The organism is Candidatus Dependentiae bacterium (assembly GCA_020431705.1).
In the GTDB taxonomy this organism is placed as follows: Bacteria; Babelota; Babeliae; order Babelales; family Vermiphilaceae; genus JAGQHQ01.
Genome location: JAGQHQ010000001.1, coordinates 50,784 through 70,787 on the forward strand (window position 1 = coordinate 50,784; position 20,004 = coordinate 70,787).

At 34.9% G+C, this 20,004-nt stretch carries 19 protein-coding genes and 1 tRNA gene; 18 read left to right on the forward strand and 2 right to left on the reverse strand.

Annotated elements, in window-relative coordinates:
* Positions 1 to 148: 148 nt before the first annotated feature.
* The 14 genes from KC460_00220 (at position 149) to yidD (ending at position 11,744) form a co-directional block, all read left to right on the forward strand.
* On the forward strand, positions 149 to 3,013 hold the full coding sequence (locus KC460_00220; GenBank protein ID MCA9769781.1) for a protein phosphatase 2C family protein: 2,865 nt from the start codon (positions 149 to 151) through the stop codon (positions 3,011 to 3,013).
* Between the two features lie 70 nt (positions 3,014 to 3,083).
* Positions 3,084 to 4,748, forward strand: a complete 1,665-nt coding sequence (locus tag KC460_00225; protein ID MCA9769782.1) for an arginine--tRNA ligase — start codon at positions 3,084 to 3,086, stop codon at positions 4,746 to 4,748.
* A gap of 199 nt (positions 4,749 to 4,947) precedes the next feature.
* A complete protein-coding gene (locus KC460_00230; GenBank protein MCA9769783.1) occupies positions 4,948 to 5,385 on the forward strand; it encodes a hypothetical protein in 438 nt (145 codons plus the stop codon).
* 21 nt (positions 5,386 to 5,406) lie between these two features.
* Entirely contained in the window at positions 5,407 to 5,913 is a 507-nt protein-coding gene (locus KC460_00235) for a hypothetical protein (protein MCA9769784.1), read from the forward strand.
* A gap of 17 nt (positions 5,914 to 5,930) precedes the next feature.
* Positions 5,931 to 6,428: a hypothetical protein gene (locus KC460_00240; protein ID MCA9769785.1), complete on the forward strand. Its 498-nt coding sequence runs from the start codon at positions 5,931 to 5,933 to the stop codon at positions 6,426 to 6,428.
* 136 nt (positions 6,429 to 6,564) lie between these two features.
* Positions 6,565 to 7,161: a translation elongation factor Ts gene (tsf, locus tag KC460_00245; GenBank protein MCA9769786.1), complete on the forward strand. Its 597-nt coding sequence runs from the start codon at positions 6,565 to 6,567 to the stop codon at positions 7,159 to 7,161.
* Entirely contained in the window at positions 7,161 to 7,850 is a 690-nt protein-coding gene (locus KC460_00250; protein MCA9769787.1) for a UMP kinase, read from the forward strand. The genes tsf and KC460_00250 overlap by 1 nt, the downstream gene beginning before the upstream one ends.
* 16 nt (positions 7,851 to 7,866) lie before the next feature.
* Positions 7,867 to 8,454, forward strand: a complete 588-nt coding sequence (gene frr, locus KC460_00255) for a ribosome recycling factor (protein ID MCA9769788.1) — start codon at positions 7,867 to 7,869, stop codon at positions 8,452 to 8,454.
* 47 nt (positions 8,455 to 8,501) lie between these two features.
* Positions 8,502 to 8,588, forward strand: a tRNA-Leu gene (locus KC460_00260).
* Between the two features lie 80 nt (positions 8,589 to 8,668).
* Positions 8,669 to 9,976, forward strand: coding sequence for a hypothetical protein (locus KC460_00265; protein ID MCA9769789.1), 1,308 nt, complete (start codon positions 8,669 to 8,671; stop codon positions 9,974 to 9,976).
* A 59-nt stretch (positions 9,977 to 10,035) separates the two neighbouring features.
* Complete coding sequence (trxB, locus tag KC460_00270; protein ID MCA9769790.1) at positions 10,036 to 10,977, forward strand: thioredoxin-disulfide reductase; 942 nt, start codon at positions 10,036 to 10,038, stop codon at positions 10,975 to 10,977.
* A gap of 99 nt (positions 10,978 to 11,076) precedes the next feature.
* The gene (gene rpmH, locus KC460_00275; GenBank protein ID MCA9769791.1) at positions 11,077 to 11,232 is read left to right on the forward strand and encodes a 50S ribosomal protein L34; all 156 of its coding nucleotides are present in this window, start codon (positions 11,077 to 11,079) and stop codon (positions 11,230 to 11,232) included.
* A gap of 4 nt (positions 11,233 to 11,236) precedes the next feature.
* On the forward strand, positions 11,237 to 11,551 hold the full coding sequence (gene rnpA / locus KC460_00280) for a ribonuclease P protein component (protein ID MCA9769792.1): 315 nt from the start codon (positions 11,237 to 11,239) through the stop codon (positions 11,549 to 11,551).
* Entirely contained in the window at positions 11,541 to 11,744 is a 204-nt protein-coding gene (gene yidD / locus KC460_00285) for a membrane protein insertion efficiency factor YidD (protein ID MCA9769793.1), read from the forward strand. Before rnpA ends, yidD begins: the two co-directional genes overlap by 11 nt.
* On the opposite strand, the gene KC460_00290 is transcribed toward yidD, so the two are convergent.
* A complete protein-coding gene (locus KC460_00290; protein ID MCA9769794.1) occupies positions 11,736 to 13,151 on the reverse strand; it encodes a PhoH family protein in 1,416 nt (471 codons plus the stop codon). The genes yidD and KC460_00290 overlap by 9 nt on opposite strands.
* A gap of 198 nt (positions 13,152 to 13,349) precedes the next feature.
* Between KC460_00290 and KC460_00295 the strand changes: the two genes are divergently transcribed.
* From KC460_00295 to KC460_00305, 3 genes are all read left to right on the forward strand, one after another.
* Positions 13,350 to 13,742 (forward strand): VOC family protein, encoded by a 393-nt coding sequence (locus KC460_00295; GenBank protein MCA9769795.1) that lies wholly within the window; start codon positions 13,350 to 13,352, stop codon positions 13,740 to 13,742.
* A gap of 143 nt (positions 13,743 to 13,885) precedes the next feature.
* On the forward strand, positions 13,886 to 15,592 hold the full coding sequence (gene thrS / locus KC460_00300) for a threonine--tRNA ligase (GenBank protein MCA9769796.1): 1,707 nt from the start codon (positions 13,886 to 13,888) through the stop codon (positions 15,590 to 15,592).
* A gap of 132 nt (positions 15,593 to 15,724) precedes the next feature.
* The gene (locus KC460_00305) at positions 15,725 to 16,225 is read left to right on the forward strand and encodes a hypothetical protein (protein MCA9769797.1); all 501 of its coding nucleotides are present in this window, start codon (positions 15,725 to 15,727) and stop codon (positions 16,223 to 16,225) included.
* A gap of 90 nt (positions 16,226 to 16,315) precedes the next feature.
* On the opposite strand, the gene KC460_00310 is transcribed toward KC460_00305, so the two are convergent.
* Positions 16,316 to 17,017 (reverse strand): endonuclease III, encoded by a 702-nt coding sequence (locus KC460_00310; protein ID MCA9769798.1) that lies wholly within the window; start codon positions 17,015 to 17,017, stop codon positions 16,316 to 16,318.
* A 255-nt stretch (positions 17,018 to 17,272) separates the two neighbouring features.
* On the opposite strand from KC460_00310, the gene KC460_00315 reads away from it, so the two are divergent.
* Positions 17,273 to 19,996, forward strand: a complete 2,724-nt coding sequence (locus tag KC460_00315) for a sigma 54-interacting transcriptional regulator (GenBank protein ID MCA9769799.1) — start codon at positions 17,273 to 17,275, stop codon at positions 19,994 to 19,996.
* Positions 19,997 to 20,004 lie beyond the last annotated feature (8 nt).

Consider the following 20,004-nt stretch of genomic DNA (forward strand, 5'->3'; position numbering starts at 1 on the left):
TATACTAAACGAGCACAACCGCTATGCTTTTTTTTATTTTCATATATAATAAATAATATTTTACTAGTCGTTATGCGACTGCACGTATGCGCCAAGATAATTTGCTAATTGAAAACATTGTATTAATTGTAGTATCGGTAGAAAAAAAATGAAAAAAAATATGTTAATCAGCTTACTTTTATTATTTTCATTATCACACGTAACCTGTGCTCATGGCATGAAAGAAGATAAATATGATGCGCCTGACACCACAGTTAATTTCAATACAGACTTCTATGCACCACAATCTAACAACTCAATCTATAATAAACTACAAGAAACTGGTATCGCAATTGGTAGAACGCTTTATAAACACCCAATAGCCTACACAAGTATTCTTGGTGCAAGCGCAGTTGCTTCTACAGTTGGCGCCTACTATTCATTAAAAAATCATAATGTATATGCTGCAGTTGCCTCTGGTATTGGCATGCTATTTACACTAGGCAGTATATCACCGGGTGTATTTGCTAGAAAAAGCGACATTGCTTCAACAGAAAAAGACCTCACTAATAGTTTGAAAACAATAAATAGACTCGTAAATAATATAGATTCTTCATTATATCAGTGCAAAAAGGAATTTGAATCTTGCAAAAAGGAATTTGAATCTTGCAAAGAGAAATTTGAATCTGAAGATACTGATATTAACAAGAGTATTAAATGTATTGATGATAATACTACTCATATTACTAATAATACCTCTAATATTTATAATAATACTAAAAAGATTAATGCCGAGGCTGAAACATTAAACATAACGATAGCAAAACATAATGCTGCAGAACTAAGTAATTTACATGAACGTGTTTATGGTGATATACCCAAAACACTTGATTATTTTGAAAAAGAAATACAACAAAACAACACAACAAGTACCTGGTCTGAGCTTGAAAATACAGTAATAACGTTCGATTTTGAAAATATAACAAATTTATATAATTGTTTTTCTACTCACGCCGATTGTATCATACATAATACACACCTTAAAGAATCAAAGATCTTTATATGTAATAATATTTATACAAGGAATCTTTCCTATATAACTAGTTTTAATAACCAAAGCGTAGAGCTGTCTAATCGTATTCGTCAAAACACTGGTGAACGCCTAAGCGTGCATCTATCTATCAATGAATTATTGCGTAATAATCTTCAAACAACAGGTAAAACAATTACGGAATTAAGAAAAGAAATAAATAGTATAAAAACAGAATACATAAATAGTATAAAAAAAAAAATACAGACGATAATAACAATAACAAAAAAAACAAAGCCGAATAAGAAGATAGGTATTTTACGCCAATCATACTCAAATTACGTATTCTATATGAATACGCTTGCTTCTCAATATGCAAACCTTATTCCATTGGGCATTAGAATTGCAAAATCAATATTTAGCATAATAAAAAATATGAATACTTCTAATAACTGTTATACATATTTGAATAAGTTAAATAAATGTTATAAAAAATACGATACTACAAATGATAATATAGATAACACTATTAGAACTAGTTTCTCTACACCCATGCAAGCACTTTTTAAAAAAAAATTAGATAAACTTTCAGGATATGATCTTGCACTTGCAGCAAACAAACTTACGCTTGAACAACTCGAAAAGAGTAATATTAATATCACTAATCCCATTAGTATAAATATACAGCAGTTTCAAAATCAATTTAATCAAAAGGTTATAAACGCAGTAAATAATAACAAATACTTTTATTGTGATACAAAAAAACATTATGATAAACTAAGTCAGGCACTATTAATATTAAAAGATAGCTTACAAAAGTCACCTGATTCTATTTACACATCTATAAAAAAATTTTTTATAAGCACAGCGGATATTATTAAAAATACAACATGTTTAAAATTGTATGGATTAGATACATTAATTCCCTGGTTTATTTTATACAAAGCTCGTTATATTGATCATTCATTTACTACATTTACAGAACAGTACACTAGGTTGCCACAAGTGCATAACCAGCCATATGCAGGAAAAGGAATCTCAAAAACAAGTCAACAGCCATCATGTCAATACTCGGCATATACAAGAACGGGAGGCACACATGAAAACGAAGATTTTATTTCTACAATTTATCTCCCAAATGCTAACTATACACTCTACAGTATATTTGATGGATATAATGAAGCAAAGTCACTTACATCTTCAAGCGTAATAGGCTCGCTTGCGCTTGCTTATTTTCTAAATAAAAAATTAGCAAAAAGTAATAGCGTAGAATCTATACAAGATGTTATGCCACTAGTACAACAATATATGAATAACATATACAAAAAAAATGGTGATGGTTTTTGGTGTAGCGGTAGTAATATAGTCTTTGCGCTCAAAAATAGTAATAATAATTTCTACTGCTTTAATCATGGTGATGCACTTGCTTATTTCATTCCCGACAATAAAGATGTATTTAACATAGATGAAAAATTTAAATCAAACAGTCAAATAACTGAAAAAACTACCTCGTTTTTAGATACAAATAACAATAAAATAATATTGCTTGGACACCCAATTAATGATCATTTAAGATCTGCACTATTCAGCTCTGATTGCATTAAAAACGGTGCCGCACTTGTATGCGGCGGACTAGGAAGTGGAGCGCTTGATTTCAAAAATACAGTACAAACAATTCAATTATTTGATGGCATTTTTCTTCGTGGTGCACCCAACGGATTTTCAATACCAAATAATACAAATAAAGGTTATCTCATTTTAACATCTGATGGCTTTGAAAATTTGGTTAATAGAGGCCGTAAAGATCCATTTAACCATAAAGCAATTCAAAATAACGATGTAGCATGCAAACTTGGAGATTGCTTAATAAATGTCTTACTGGAATATAGAAAAAATAAAACAAACACTATGAACAATATTGTTAATACCCTTATACATCAAAACCGCGAGACTGCATCAAAAATTGATGACATATCCTTCATCATTATTCCGATAGGATTCTAAGTTAAAAATTATCTCGCACAGTTAGCTCATTTATTTGTATAAGACCACAATTACCGCTATACTCTAAGACATGGATAATACTATAGAACAGATACAACATACATTTTCGGCTTTTTTGAAGCAAAAATACGGTATAGACAATATTCTTGCTCAAAGGGGGACATTTACTATCAATGCAAATCCCAATAAACAGCAATTTGGTGATTTAAACAGTAATGCTCCAATGGTTTTGGCTAAAGTATTAAAACGCAATCCACAAGAACTTGCTCAGGAGATTATTGACACATTTTATCACGAATACGTGGAAAAATTAAAAATTGCTAGCCCATGTTTTTTAAATGCAACGCTTACTCCATTAGCATTTCATAAGCTTATAGCCGATATTTTTCAGCACAAACAAAAATTCTTTGCCAACGATCATGAATATAAAGAAAAAAATTACTCAATTGAGTTTGTAAGTGCAAATCCAACGGGCCCCCTTCATCTAGGGCATGGAAGAGGTGGTATCATTGGTGATGTACTTGGTAACATTTTACGTTTTTTAGGATATCAAGTAAATAAAGAGTTTTATATCAATGATGCTGGAGAACAGATAAAAAAACTAGGTATATCATTCAAAATTCGCTGTCAACAAGCCGCTGGCATTGATGCTGTATTGCCTGCAGATGCGTATCATGGCCAATATCTAGCAGATTTAGCACAAGAATGCATTAAAGAATACGAGGATAATCTAACACAATTATGGAAACAATCAGAACACTTTTTCGAAAACTTTGCAAAGGAACATTTACTCGCAACAATCAAAGGAACTCTTGAACAATATGGTATCGAATTTGATACATGGTTTTCTGAAAAAACGTTACATACATCCCATGCTATAGATAAAGCTATTACCTTTTTAGATAAAAAAGGCTATGTGTTTGAGCAAGATGGTGCTCAATGGTTCCGCGCAACTGATTTTGGCGATGACAAAGACCGTGTAATTAGAAAGGCTGATGGCCAATTGACCTATGTTGCTGCCGATATTGCGTATATGCGTAATAAAATTAAACGCGGTGCGAACCATTTGATTATGATTTTGGGGCACGATCACCATAGCTATATGATGCGCCTAGAATGCGTTCGCACAGCACTTGGGTTTGAGCATGTGCCACTTAACGTCATTTTATATCAGCTAGTTAAAATGAAATCTCAAGGACAATTAGTACAGATGTCAAAACGTACGGGTACAATGGTCACACTTTCAGAAGTTATTGAAGCTGTTGGCACTGATGTTGCCCGATTTTTCTACCTACATCGCAAAGCTGATGCACAGCTTGAATTTGACCTTGATTTAGCGCTTAAAAAAACAGATGAAAATCCTGTATATTACGTACAATATGCATATGTCCGTATTAACAGTGTTCTTTCAAATGCTAAAAAAATTAAGGATCTAGAAAACATTACAGCCGCCGACAGTGCACGTCTTGGTACAGATGAAGCTCTTCTCATTAAAAAAATTACTTCACTCAAAGAACTTTTAGAAAATATAAGCAATAATTATCAGACACACTTGCTCACCTATTATGTTGTAGAGCTTGCAGATATCTTTCATTATTATTACGCACATCACCGCATTATTAACGCAGATAATATCGATCAAAGCCGCGCTCGATTGCTTCTTTTATATATATTAAAAAATACCTTTTCTACTATTTTTGATCTATTGGGCATCAGTAAACCTGAAAAAATGTAAGTTTTTTTAGTTTAAACTGCATAATTTTTCCCCACCAAATGCCAAAAAATATCAATACTTCCTCTAAATCAGCTTATTCAAAAAAAAAATTTATAGAAAAATATTGATTTTTTTAGGTCACATTTATTACAATTATAATTGTAATTCAAGGCAAAGTTCACAATCAATAACCCTATTTAAAGAAGAAGGGAGAACTATTATGAAGAAACAGTTATCACAAGTAACAGTAGGTATTTTGGTTAGTTTATGTTCAATATTTGGAACTAATGCAGCATTTAATGACTATGGAGAAAGAATAAAAACAAAAGAAACATCAATGGCAGCTAAAGGAAAAAGCACCATAAAAAGAATGGAATCAAAAGCAAAAGAAAAAATGTCTACAACAAAAGAAAATGATGTAATGCTCAAAGATCAAAAAGCGGTTAATAAAAAAATTGTCAGCTTCCTAAAAAGAAAGCTCAAGCAAATTGAAAATCAACATGAGTCGTACAGCAATTTTATTGAACGAAATGATGAACAATTAAATCAGGCACAAACAAATAAATTGCAAGAAATACAGAAAAAATATGCAACAATTAAAGATCATCTAGAAAAAACAATTGAAAAGCATGAGACATTGCTTGAAAAAATGAAATAAATATAACAAGCAAGGAAAATAATGAAACAACACAATAAAATATTTACCATATTTATTTCTACGCTTTTATGGGTAAGTACTGGTCATACTAAGTGGTTTTCTCCACAATTTAGTGAAGATGGTCAGTATATCAAAATATCTGCTCGCGCATTTAGTTGTGGTAGTGTTTTGATAAAACCTATTGTGGCAAATATTGGTGTTGACGAAGGATATACCGATGCGTACCTACAGGTACGCTCGGTACCATTTAGCACTAAATATACACCGCATGAAACACTTGGTTCTGCACCTCTTATGGCAGAAGGTATTCATGCTCGCTTTGGATGGGGGACACCATTCAAAAAATTCTCTCATTATCGTGTATATTGCGAAAAAGTAAATATCGCACGTGGTAACAAAAAAGTAGTCACCCCTGTTAAATGTCAAGATGTAGTAACACTCGAGCGAATTAAAATGCATGGCCACTGTGGGTTGAATTTTCTCCCCGGCGCAGCTGGTGGCGAATGGAAACCACTTAACATGAAATAGTAAAAAAGGAATAAATTATGAAACAAAAACCTTTTACTCTTATTGCACTTATCGCTTTAGCAGTAGTTGGTTCTACAGCTGCAAAAAACATAGAGCCTTTCATTGATCCAACTGAAGGCTACATAAAAATGGCAAGTACTTGGGGCCTTTGTGGCGGACTACTTATCAGACCCATTGCAGCCAATATTGAAGCTGATGAGGGTTTTGACAACGCAAGATTACAATTACGCGCCGTAATTTATAGCTCAGAATATTCTCCAAAAAAAGAGGTAGGTAGAATGATTTTAGGCCCAGAAGGTATACGAACTACCTACCGATGGGGTATGGCCTTCAGGCCACAATCACACTATCGAATTTTTTGTGAAAAAGTAAATATTGCTCGTGGTGGAGAAGAAGTGATACAGCCTATTGACTGTAACACTGTAGTTACCATTGATCGTATAAAACATAATAGACCATGTGTTATTGGTCCGGCTGGTCCTGGCGGAACATTTGCACCACTCAACATGAAATAATATTCCACCGTAATAATCTTATAAAAATCCCCAGCAAGGTTGTTAGCCTGCCGGGGATTTTTATTGATAAAAACGTTCATTATGGCAGACTAGACAGTAGGAAACAATCATTATAATAATCTAGTATAGGAAAGCTATGGCAAAGATCGATATGACCGCGTTGCAGAAATTACGCGAAATTACCGGCCTTGGTATGATGGACTGTAAAAAAGCACTTGAAGAAACTGGTGGCGATATTGAAAAGGCAATCGATTTGCTTCGCAAAAAAGGTGCTCTTGTTGCAGCAAAACGTTCTGGTAAAGAAACAACACAAGGTATTATACACGCATATATTCATCCTGGTAGTCAAATTGGCGTTATGGTTGAAATTAATTGCGAAACGGATTTTGTTGCAAATACTGATGATGTAAAAGCATTTGCGCACGACCTTTGTTTGCATATTACCGCACTCAAACCACTTTATTTGCAACCAGAAGATGTTGATCCAAAATTTTTAGAGCACGAAAAAAGTATATTGAAAGATCAACTAGCCGATTCCGGAAAACCAGAAAAAATAATTAATCAGATTATTGAAGGAAAAGTAAGTAAGTTTTACTCAGAAATCTGTTTACTCAACCAAACGTTTGTAAAAAACGATCAGTTTACTGTAGACCAAGTTCTTAAAGAGTTGATTGCAAAAACAGGGGAAAACATCAAGATCCGCCGTTTTTCTCGCTTCGAAATTGGTGCATAGTGAATAAGTCAGTAAAAAAGCGAATTATTCTTAAACTTACCGGTGAACTTCTTAGTTCTAATACATTACAGCATGTAACTGCTCAGATTAAACATTTGAAAGCAACACACCAATTTGGCGTTGTTGTAGGCGGTGGAAATTTTTTTCGTGGAGATCAACATGGTGTCGCTCTTAATCTGTACCCATCGACTGGACATCATATCGGCATGCTTGCAACTATCATGAACGGACTCATACTTAAAGATTCGTTTACTCGGGCCAACGTACCATCGACACTTTTTTCTGCACTCGTTTGCCCTCAAGTTGCAGCACCCCTATGCCAACAAGCAATTAATAATGCGTTTGAGCAAGATCACGTCGTAATTTTTAGTGGTGGTACTGGTACCCCATTTTTTACAACAGATACAAATGCTGTTATTCGTGCAGCACAGGTAGATGCCCAAGAAGTATGGAAAGCAACAAACGTTGATGGCATATATACAGCAGACCCTGCACGCGATAGAAATGCGCAAATGGTAAAAAATATTTCGTATGAGCAAGCGTATGATGAATCACTTGCTATAATGGATCGTACCGCATACGCTTTGGCAAGCAAACATCGTATATGTATACGAATATTTAATATTTTTGCGAGCAATGCCTTACTTAATATTGCACAAGATAAGCAGTTTGCAAGCACTATTTCATAATCGTAAGGATATCATCATGGATAAAATGACATTTATTGAAAATGACACCAAAAGTTTTGAACAAGCAATGAAAGCACACATGCAAAGCGCTATAAAGCACTTTGAGGGTGAGCTTATAAAAATAAGAACTGGTAGAGCACACACTTCGTTAATCGAAGACATTCAAGTTGTTGCTTATGGTGGAAGTACAATGCCACTTAAACAAATTGCTGCTTTGACAGCCGCTGATGTGCGTCTATTAACCATTCAACCATGGGACGCTTCTATCATCGATGATATAGAGCGAGCACTTAAGGCTTCTGATATTGGCATTAAACCGATTAACGATGGTAAAATTATCAAGCTTGTATTACCAGAAATGAGTACCGAAAGAAGAGATCAACTCATTAAAGTTTTACATAAAAAACTCGAAGAATGCCGTGTAGCAATTAGAAATGTTCGTAAAGAATTTAATAACCAAATTAGAGATGCCAAAAAAGATAAAAGTATTTCTGAAAATTTCTTTAATCGTTTGGGTGACTGCCTACAAAAAGTAACCGATACATTTATCGCTCAAGCAAATCAAATGGCAGAAAAAAAGGAAAAAGAGGTACATACTGTCTAGATTTTGTTTTTTATTAGTGGTATCATGGTTATTCAGTAAATACGAGTGCAAGAGTGGCGGAATTGGTAGACGCGCTGGATTTAGGATCCAGTTCCCGAAAGGGAGTGGGGGTTCGAGTCCCTTCTCTTGCACCATTTGTTTTTTATTTTTTTCTACTATGCTAGACTCGGTTTAAAATCGTCAAAACCCAACTAATAATTAAAAAAGGAGTTGTGTGGCACTAGTAAAAAAGCAAGATTGCCCTTCTTTACGTCTAGAAATACAATGCGAGCCGACATTTTGCCATGCCACAGTTATAGTGCCGGCATGTTTCGTAGATACAATTTATAATCATGTCACGCATGAGCAAAAAATGAATATTGAAACACAAGGGTTTGGACAAGGAAATGTTCCGGTTGATTATATCAAACAAAATTTTCATGAGCCGCTCATAGAACACTTAAAAGAATTTCTGTTCAACTATTTTGTTATTAGTTTTTTATTTGAAGAAATACGTAATCGTAAACTTCTTGTTGCTGGCAGTCCACGTGTACTTACAATGAATGTTACCCCAGGCAAAGATGCGCATTTTTCTTTTGAACTCAGCTTGTTTCCAGAAATTCAGCTACGCGAATGGAAGTATTTCCCTTTTAATGCACCAAAACGAAAAAATTATAAAGATCTTGATAGACAAGTTGAATCATTTGTTCAGGAAGAGCGAGATTATCTCAAAACACATCAAGATAATATAGTTCATATTGGCGATTGGATTAGATTCTCTCTTTCTTTGGTTGATGAACATCAAATGCCCTTGTTAGAACATAAAGAAATTTTGTGGTTTAGAATGGGAGATGAAGAGGTTGATAATGCATTGCGCAGTATCTTTTTAGATAAAAAAACCGGCGATGTCTTTTGTTCCATAAGTCAGGATTTACAACAATTTTTTAGCCACCGTCTTGACGCACACTACACATTTTACATAGAAATTTTAGATGTACTTCATCACTCATATTTCTGTCTCGATCAATTTAAAAAACAGTTCAAATTAAAAACAAACAAAGAAATGCATCAAAAATTAATTGAAGTTTTTTCGTACCGTAACAATATTTCCCAGCGTCGCGCTATGGCAGAAGAATCACTCAAATTATTATTAAATAAACATCGATTTAATGTCCCTGTATATCTAGTAATCCGACAACAAAAACGAGTACTTAACGCAGTTAAAGCAAATCCTGATTATCATGTGTATAGGGTACAAAAAGATTTTAAAGAACGTGTGAGGCAACTTGCAGAAAAACAAACAAAAGAAAAAGTCATTTTAGATCACGTTGCGTACAATGAAAATGTCTCTGTTTCAGATCAAGATATTAAATGTTATTTAAATCTTCTTAATCGGCCTCGAACCAAAGAGTTTATTTATTTTGACCCACCAAGCACTAAACACAACGGACAAGAAGTTCCGATATCAGAAGAGGAATTAAAACGAATTTGCTTGCGCGAAAAAACATTAAATCATATTATTTATCATTTAACTAAAAAGTAATGCGCACTCAATGTATAATTCACTTATACTTTGCGTATATCAGCAAAAGGGTATAATTAGTGAAACAAAATACGGTAGAAAAACTTGTTATTATAGGTTCTGGCCCTGCAGGATTAACGGCATCCGTGTATGCAGCACGTGCAAATTTAAATCCTGTTGTTATAGAAGGCACAGCGCCCGGCGGCCAACTTATGGGCACTACAGCAGTAGAAAACTGGCCTGGAGAAAAAAGCATAATGGGCCCGAAATTAATGATGCAAATGCGCGAACATGCGCAACATTTTGGCACCCGATTTGTTGCTGGCAATATTACTAAAGTTGATTTTACTCAAAAGCCATTTACTCTTTGGACAAGCAAAGATAAAGAATTAAAAGCAGAATCAGTTATTATTGCAACGGGTGCTGAACCAAAACGTCTTGGCTGCCTAGGTGAAAATGAATATTGGGGCAAAGGAGTAACTACTTGTGCTGTATGCGATGGGGCATTTTATCCAGATAAAGAAGTAGTCATTGTTGGTGGTGGTGATACAGCTATGGAAGATGCCTCATTTATGACTAAATTCACTAATAAAATAACGATCATCCATATTCTTGATAAACTCACCGCTTCACACGCAATGCAAGAACGTGTTATAAACAATCCGAACATCAAAATCATTTATAATAGCATCGTAAGTGAAATTCACGGCAATGGTAGCAAAGCAAATAAAATTATTATAACCAACCAAAACACTGGTGAAAAAACTGAAAAAATTGTTGATGCAGTATTTATCGCCATTGGATTACGCCCAAATACTCAAGTATTTAAAGGACAAATACAACTTAATGATTATGGTTACTTGCTCGTCAAAAACCATACACATACATCTATAGAAGGTGTTTTTGCAGCAGGTGACGTACATGACGACCGCTACCGCCAAGCTATCACCTCTGCCGGCGCTGGCTGTATGGCCGCACTTGATGTTGAACGATATTTAAATAGATGCAAAATTTCTAATTGAAAATAATCCAAATGCAAAAATTGATTTGAAAAATTTTAATTTTTGGCTTATTATAAATAACATGTTAACAAATTTGGTACCAGATAGTAGGAAATTGTCATGTCAGTAACATTTTTCAGAAAAAGTCGTAAAAAACGCAACAGAAAGCATGGTTTTAGAAAACGTATGTCTACTCGTGAGGGACGTAAGATTATAAACCGCCGTCGTGCAAAGGGTAGAAAACGTTTGTCAGTAAGAGCAAAACACGCCTCTTAAAACTGTGAAAAACTTATCTCGTTTTACTAAAAAAGAGATTAAACAATTTTTTTCGTCAGCTCGAGCAACATATAAATCGCCCGAGCTGACGATTTTAGTTAGACAAAAAACAGATTCTCATGCCCGTATTTTAATTGTTGCTTCTCGTAAAGTTGGTAACGCTCCACAACGCAATAAATTAAAACGCCAACTGCGCGCCATCTTTTATGAGGAAAAACTCTTCCAGGGAAATCTTGACTGCGCTGTGTTATTGCGCAAAAAAGCACAGGAACTTTTATTTAAGCAGCTTAAAGAAATATTGGTACATCATGTTACATAAAATATTAATTTTTATACTCCGAGGTGCGCGCCCATTACTTGGCCCACAAGCACGTTGTAAATACAAAGTAGGCTGCACTGATTATGCTGTACAACAACTACAAGAAAAAAAAATATTTGTAGCTATTTGGTGCATTTTCAAACGAGTACTATTGTGTAACCCGTTTTACACACCAAAAGAACAACTACAGTAGCTCACTGGCAAGCTTACTTAGTTCACTTCTCTCACTTGTTTCTAGATATACCGTACCAAAGATTTCTTGTCCTTTGAATCGCTCACTCGTAACCACTAAACCGTTACTGCTAAAATCGAGATATTGAGAATCAATTTGATAAGGGTCTCCAGACAAAATAATCTTACCTCCATCACCGACACGACTAACCAATGTCTTAACTTCATGTAGCGAAAGGTTTTGCACTTCATCTATCAAGATATATTGATACGGAATTGAACGGCCGCGCATATACGTAATTGCCTCAAGACTTAATTTACCTTGATACACCAAATCATTAAGCGAGCGCAAACCATTGATACCACCATTTTGTTTTTTTCTACTTTTGCGGCGACCATTACCTTTATGATCATTCTCTTGTTTTACTTCTTCTAAGTGCTGCGATACTCTGACTGAATGGAAAATACATTCTATGTTATCGTAAATAGGCAACATCCAGCTGTGTAGTTTTTCTTCTAATGTGCCTGGCAAGTAGCCAATATCTCTGCCCAAAGGAACAACTGGACGAGAAATAAGCATTTTTTCATACGCATCTTTTACCAACAGCTTATGTAAACCTGCAAGAAGCGCTAAGAATGTTTTTCCTGTTCCTGCTGGGCCACATAAACTCACTAACTTAATATTATCATCGAGTAACAAATCAAGTGCCATAAGTTGCTGTGGATTACGCGCATGTATTGGCCATTTAAACTGTGGCTGGGTAACTCGTTTGAAAATCTCCCCACCACAATACCGGAATATTACGTAATTATAGGGATTATTCTGACTTTTTAGTAAAATAAACTGATTGACCGTTATCTCTTGTTCTTCAAGTAATTGCAACAAAACTGCTGGCATTTCTTTCTTTAATTCTACTGCTGGAACCGCAATTGATATCCACCCTTTATAAAAGGTATCATGCGTGGTTAGAGCTTGCTTGAGGTAGTCTTGTGCCTGTATACCTAATGCATCTGCTTTTAAGCGCGCATTAATATCCTTTGATATAAACCGTACATCATGACCTTTCTGCTTAAGCTCCAATGCCGTGAGCAAGATACGGTGATCACCTATGTTCGTTTCAAAAGGAAATGTCTTCTTTTGGGTATGCATCGGCGTAAATAGCACTTTAAGTAAGCTACCATTTGGCAGTTCAATACCCTCACCCAAGCATCCTTTTGTGCGAATACTATCAAGATAGCGAATTGCCGCACGTGTATTGCGCCCTTTGTCTGTAGCTTCCTGCTTAAATTTGTCCAGCTCTTCTAGCACCACAATAGAAATTCCTATATGTGCTTTTTCGAATTTAAAGAGCGCTTCTGGATCATACATGAGCACATTGGTATCCAAAATATTAAACGTTCTCCCCTGCCCTGTTGCTTGACTAGTCATTGATTAAAATCCTTGAAAAACACCATTAATTGGACATATACAGCTATAGTAGCATATCAGAAAATAAGACGCAAACGTAAAAGTTTACAAAAAAATAAATTGATATATTTTTCTCTCTTGCAATAAAATTTTTCTTTGCTATTTTAAAAAAGTAGAATATTAATAAAAATAATTCACACCCTTTAAGAACCTGATATCATGATTAATAACGTAACTCATTTGACTATTCTAGTTAAAGATCAAGATGCCGCATTAAAATTTTATACTGAAAAGCTTGGTTTTATTGTTCATACCGATGTGACTATAGAAAATAATTTTCGTTGGCTTACTATAAGTTTGCCAGACAAAAAAGATTTTGAAATTGCACTTATGCCAGCAATGACACCAGAACAACAAGCACTTGTTGGCAAGCAAACACCTGGTATGCCACTCTGCTCTATGAGTACAAGTAATTGCAAAAAAACATACGAAGAATTCAAAGCGCATGGTGTTGAGTTTATACAAGAACCCACACAACGGCCATGGGGTATCGAGGCAATTTTTAAAGATCAAGACGGCACGTTGTTACACATTAATCAAGAAATACGTTAATTACACGTCATAGCAGTATGATACTGATACTCGTTTAGTCATTTTTTTCCGTATATTGCGTGCGTAATATTTTTATAAAGAATAATATCTATGCTACAATGCGATGACCACATAGTTTTTTATAAAAATAACTAAGGCTTACTATGCAAAAAAAAGATAATGCATTAGAGAAAATGCGACATTCTGCGGCCCACCTGGTTGCGCATGCAGTAAAAGAACTGTTTCCTAAAACCATACTTACCCTGGGCCCACCAACAGAGCATGGCTTTTTTTATGACATTTTACCTGAAAAGAATCTTAAAGAAGCTGATATAAGTATCATTGAAAAAAAAATGCACGAAATTGCTGCGCGCAATTTAACCCTCACGCACGAGCAAGTGCCAAAAATGCAAGCACGTGAATTGTACAAAAATAATCCATTCAAGCTAGAACTTATCGATAGTATCCCTGGCGATACTGTTGGTATTGCACGTCAAGGAGACTTTTACGATTTGTGTAAAGGTGGCCATGTAGAAAATACTAGTCAAATAAAACATTTTAAACTTTTACACCTTTCTGGCTCTTATTGGCGTGCAGATAGAGACGGACAAGCATTACAGCGTATTACTGGTACAGCATTTTTGACAGCAAAAGACATGCGTCTATGGCAAGAACGCCAAGAAGAGGCACAAAAATATGATCACCGCCGTTTGGGTAAAGAATTAGATCTATTTTCTTTCCATAGTGAAGGTGTCGGCTTTCCATTTTTCCATGCCAAAGGAACGCTTATTCTAAATATCATGCGTTCACATTTACGTAAGGTACTTAAAAAGATAGGATATCAAGAAATCTGCACTCCAACTATGCTCAATGATGATCTTTGGAAACAATCCGGTCATTATGATCATTACAAAAAAAATATGTATTTTTGCGAAATCGAAAAAGAAAGCTATGCCGTTAAGCCAATGAACTGTCCTGGAGCGATTTTACTTTATAAAGAACGCCCTCGCTCATATCGAGAATTGCCGTTACGGCTTTCAGAATTTGGCATGGTACATCGTTATGAATTATCCGGTGTATTACATGGTCTTTTCCGCGTACGTGCATTTACCGTTGATGATGGACATATTTTTTGCACACCAGAACAGCTCGATCAAGAAATTTTAACCGATGTAAAAACAATTTTAATGGTATTAAAAACATTTGGCTTTGAGAATGTAGACATTAAACTCGCAACAAAGCCAAAAGAAGCAATGGGAACTGACCAGTTATGGGATAAAGCAACCAATGCACTCAAAAATGCACTTGAAACCGTTGGGTGTAATTATACTATTGCTGAGGGTGATGGTGCTTTTTATGGACCAAAACTCGAATACCATATTCAAGACTCTATGGGTCGCTCATGGCAATGCAGTACTACACAAGTAGATTTTTTTCAACCAGAACGTTTTGATTTGAGTTATATTTCTTCAAGCGGTAATAAAGAGTGTCCGGTAATAATACATCGTGCCATTTACGGTTCTTTTGAACGTTTCTTCGGTATTCTACTCGAACATTACAAAGGTAATCTACCGTTTTGGCTGTGTCCTATTCAGGTGAAAATGCTTACCATCACTGATGAACATAAGCCATATGCACAAAATATAGCCAATCAGTTATCCCAGCATGGCCTTCGCGTAATAATGGATAAATCATCAGACCCTATCTCCGGACAAATCAAGGCAGCGCAAATTGCGAAAATACCGTGGATGCTTATTATTGGTAATAAGGAAGTAGAGAATGATACTATAGCATTACGCACCCGTGATGGAAAACAGCAATTTGGGCTTACTATCGATAAACTTCTGAAAATATCCTCTGAATCGCAATGATATTTTATAAGATCTGGATTTTTTTACTCCAGATCTTATTTTTTAATCTTATTTTTATTGACAATTACAAAATAAATGCATCATAATAAAATTAGAATATAAATCATAGTAATTATTGCTAGGGGGGAGTATATGAAAAAACAAACATTTGGTATCCTGCTACTTGCCGCAGGAAGCATCGGTTTGGCCTACATTTCTGGTACACGTACAATGGCCGAAGATACATGGAATGAACCTCAGGACGGTTATTTTAACGAAGTACGCGTCGTGTGCATCAAAAAAACATCACCAACAGGCCGGGTATTAACTGGTGCTGACTCTACTATGCGTGATGCTGGCGTAGATAAAAAAATTGAAGTAACAAAAGAAAATGGCCAATATGCATGTTATGTAAAGTTCTTCTATAATCCGGATAAAGAATTCTATGCTATGCAAAAATGTGGTGGACGTAGACGTTATGCTGAAGGTCAGTACGATCATGTATATAGCTCACTGAAACAACTTCCGTGTGGTATAACATTTTTAAAAGCAGACATGATTGAATATAAAATTAACAATCCTATGGAATACGCAGTATATATCAATAATTTAGTACAAGCAGTTAACTATATAAAAACTGGCATATTACCTTAACAAAGGCATATATAACTCCATCAACCAACTCAAGCAGTGGCAATTCTTGCCGCTGCTTTTTTATGTACTTACAGAACATATATATACTTATTATCTATTTTTTTTTACACCTCGCTTAGCACACAAATCTGCTATCGGGCAGATAGAACAAAACGGTGTAATGGGAACACAGATATTTTGCCCCCACATAACAAGCAGACGGTTATATTCAATCCAGTATTCTTTTGGCAGCAGCTTTTTCAATGCATGTTCTGTTTCTGCAGGCGTTTTGGTACGTACTAAATTAAGCCGATTAGAAATGCGATGGACATGCGTATCAACGCAAATTGATGGAATGCCAAATCCTTCACCAAGTACTAAATTTGCCGTCTTTCGCCCCACTCCTTTTAGAGTAAGCAAATCATATTCAGTGTCAGGTACATTGCCATTAAAATGTTGCACAAGTTGGTTGCAAATGTGATGTATTTGCTTAGCTTTTTGTCGATAAAAACCAACAGGATAAATAAGATGTTCAATATTTAAAATAGAAAGATCGAGTAACTCCAATGGTGTTTTTGCACGATCAAACAACTTTAACGAGGCAGGGAGAGAAACGGTATCCCTAGTACGTAAGCTCAATAAACAGCTAATGAGTACCAAAAATGGGTCTCTGCCATACGTTTTTATAATAGTGGTGACTGCCGGCTCAGTCATGCCTTGTGTCGCAATCCGCAATTTTTCAATAATCCCAGGAACGCGGGTTTTACGATCGGTATCCGACAGTCCCCTCGCTTTCACCCACCTTTTTTGCATTTGTCCTCAAGTACTATCTGTGGTAACTTTGAATAATATTAACCAGTTACTGGAGGAAAATTATCAGAAATAATCTGTACTACCAAAACTAAGGTAGGTAAAACAAAAATAGTTGCTTTTACAAATCGCTTCACCAACTTACGCAGCTTCAACATAACGAGCCTCCAATGATTTATGTATTAATAATATATAATAAATGACTTACGTAAGAATAGAACCTATTATAAGGGGTATAAAATAGAATAGCAATAAATTATGGCTTATTTAGTACATTTTTTTAATACGTTATTAACTTTTTTAGAAGGAATACTTGGTAATTGTTATTTTTTAATAGCAATCACAACAGTATCACTTGTACTAAAATTATTTATTATTGCTACACTCGGTAAGCAAGGCCTGGGTAACACATCAGCAAAGAAACCCCGCCTCTTACTACTCATTGTTCTAATTGGATCAATAGTTTCTGACTCAGCTTGGATACTTCACCTTGTTCATCCTTTTATCTCGAATATATTGGATAGTCGCATAGTAATTTGTTGGTCAAGAATTGCATGGGCATTCACATCAATTCAATATCAAGCGTTAGCCTTATTTGTTGAAAGCCTTATCACAAGAAAAAACCCCATAAAATTTCGTCACTCAATTTTTCTTTTAATTAGTGGATTTTTTTCTATTTTTTTTATTAGTGTCGCATTTTTTGACTTTAATCAGTGGGAACTTTTTACTGTATATAAATCACAACAAGCATTCTCTGTCTATTCTCTTTTTATTTTAATGCCCATGAGTTTAGTTACAACAATAGTATACCTCAAAAAAGTGCCTCTTCCTCGCATTCTAAGACAACAAATCAAAGTTTTCATTCTAGCCCTAATTGTCCCACACCTTTTGTGTGATTGCCTCCAAATGTATCCTTTTAACTTTTCAACAGGGTTCGTAGCCAGTAGCTTTGCTTTTGTAGGAATATCTACAATGCTTTTAACTGTTGCAATTTACTACAGCATGAAAAAAGTTATGGGATTACGATTTTTAAACTTTAGCTCACACGTACAGTCAGTTCCCCACTACAATTTTGTTGATGGCTTTAAAATTGTATTGCAACAGCTCAGCAAAACAACAGGTATTAAAGAACTAGAACATATAACTAAAAACTTTTTTAAAGAAGCGTTTCATCTTTCTACAAACAAAGTAAAGCTCTACATCCGTATGCCAAAAGATATTAGTTATGAAACATCATCAGATAATTTTGGCAAAACAGAGCTAACCACAGAAAACTTTTTAGAAACAGCAAGCGAAAACGTCAAACAATACATCAAAAAAACAACCATTTTGATACATGATGAAATCGCTTTTAGTAACTTTTATGATGAGCATGAAGATCGTCAGACAATCATTACGTTTTTAGAAGGCGTTGAAGTAGATGTTTTTATTCCTATTTACAAACAAAACAATATTATTGCATACATTATTATAGATCGCTATGCACGTGAAAATTACAAATTTTATAGCAACGTGGAGCGAGATGAAATGCTTGTATTTGCACAATATGTTGGTAACATTATCAACTTGCTTCAACAGCGCAATTTAGAGCAAATGATCCAACATGAAAAAGAACTTAAAGAAGAGGTCTATAATAAGCACCAAGAAATTAATCAGTACAAAGAAAGTATTAAATCATTCCTAAAAAACACAAAACAAAAAGATATAGGTATCATTTTCTATAAATCACGCCGTTTCACATTTGGCAATCAAACGGCAAAAAAACTGATTAATATAGATCTTAATAAACAAGCTGGGCATCCAACCACCAAAAAACTAAAAAATATTGGTGATTTGGTAAGGCAATACAATACACCACAAACAGGCTTCATTTCTGATACCGCTGGTAACAAGTTAATTGTTAGTGCCGTTTCACACCTAGAGCAACAAAGCGTCATTTTAATGATACACTATCCAGAAGTTTCTGATATCATTAAGAAACAAATTGATTTACTCAAAGATCCAACAAAATGGGACTATTTGCTTTATCTTGAAACCACTAAGTCTGGCCATCTCATTAACCAACTTATTCCTGGATCTGGCGAAACACTACTCAACTTTAAGATTGATATCATGCGTGCTGCATTGGGTACCAAAGCAACATTATTAGAGATGTCCGAAAAGGACTTGTTGCCAACTGTTGAACTATTACATCACGTAAGTTTACGACAATCGCTACATGTACTTAAGCTAACACACCCATCAAAAAATTATGAAGTTGCGATTAAATTATTTGGTATTAACCCAATTTTCGGCATAACACATAACAAGCCATTACTCGAAAAAGTTGGCAACGCTGATACTATATTTATTGAAAATATTCACTTTTTATCCATAGAAGCGCAAGAATACCTCGCAGAACTAATCAAATATGGTTTTTACCGTATCTTTAAAAGTGATAAAAAGATTTCATGTGATGTACGTATTATTTGTTCTACCAATCAAGATCTACAGCCATTGGTACAAGAAGGAACATTCTCTCCTACATTATTTAATGAATTAAGAAAGGCAACTATTGCGATGCCTTCGCTACTCACACTACCCGAGCAAGAAGTTAGCGAGTTGGCTGAAGGCTTTACTCAACAAGCAATACAAAACAAACATGTTAAAGAGCTTCTAGAACTGAGCAACAAAGATAAAACAAAATTAATGCATAATCGTCCTATAAGTTTATTTGACTTTAAATGCAAGGTACAACAACTGCTTAAAAAAAAGTCTCAAGCAGCCAACCTGTATGAAGAAGTAGCATTTGACCCTGCTTATACTATAAGCGATCCTGAACTTATTGAAGCAGCACGCCTTGGCAAACATGCATTACGAGATTCTAAAACAATGGCTCTTTTATGGCAAAAGTTTGAAAAAAATCAAAACAAAATTGCTGATTTTTTGTGTGTTAACCGATCATCTGTTAACCGCCGATGCAAACAATATAATCTACAATAATCATGGTT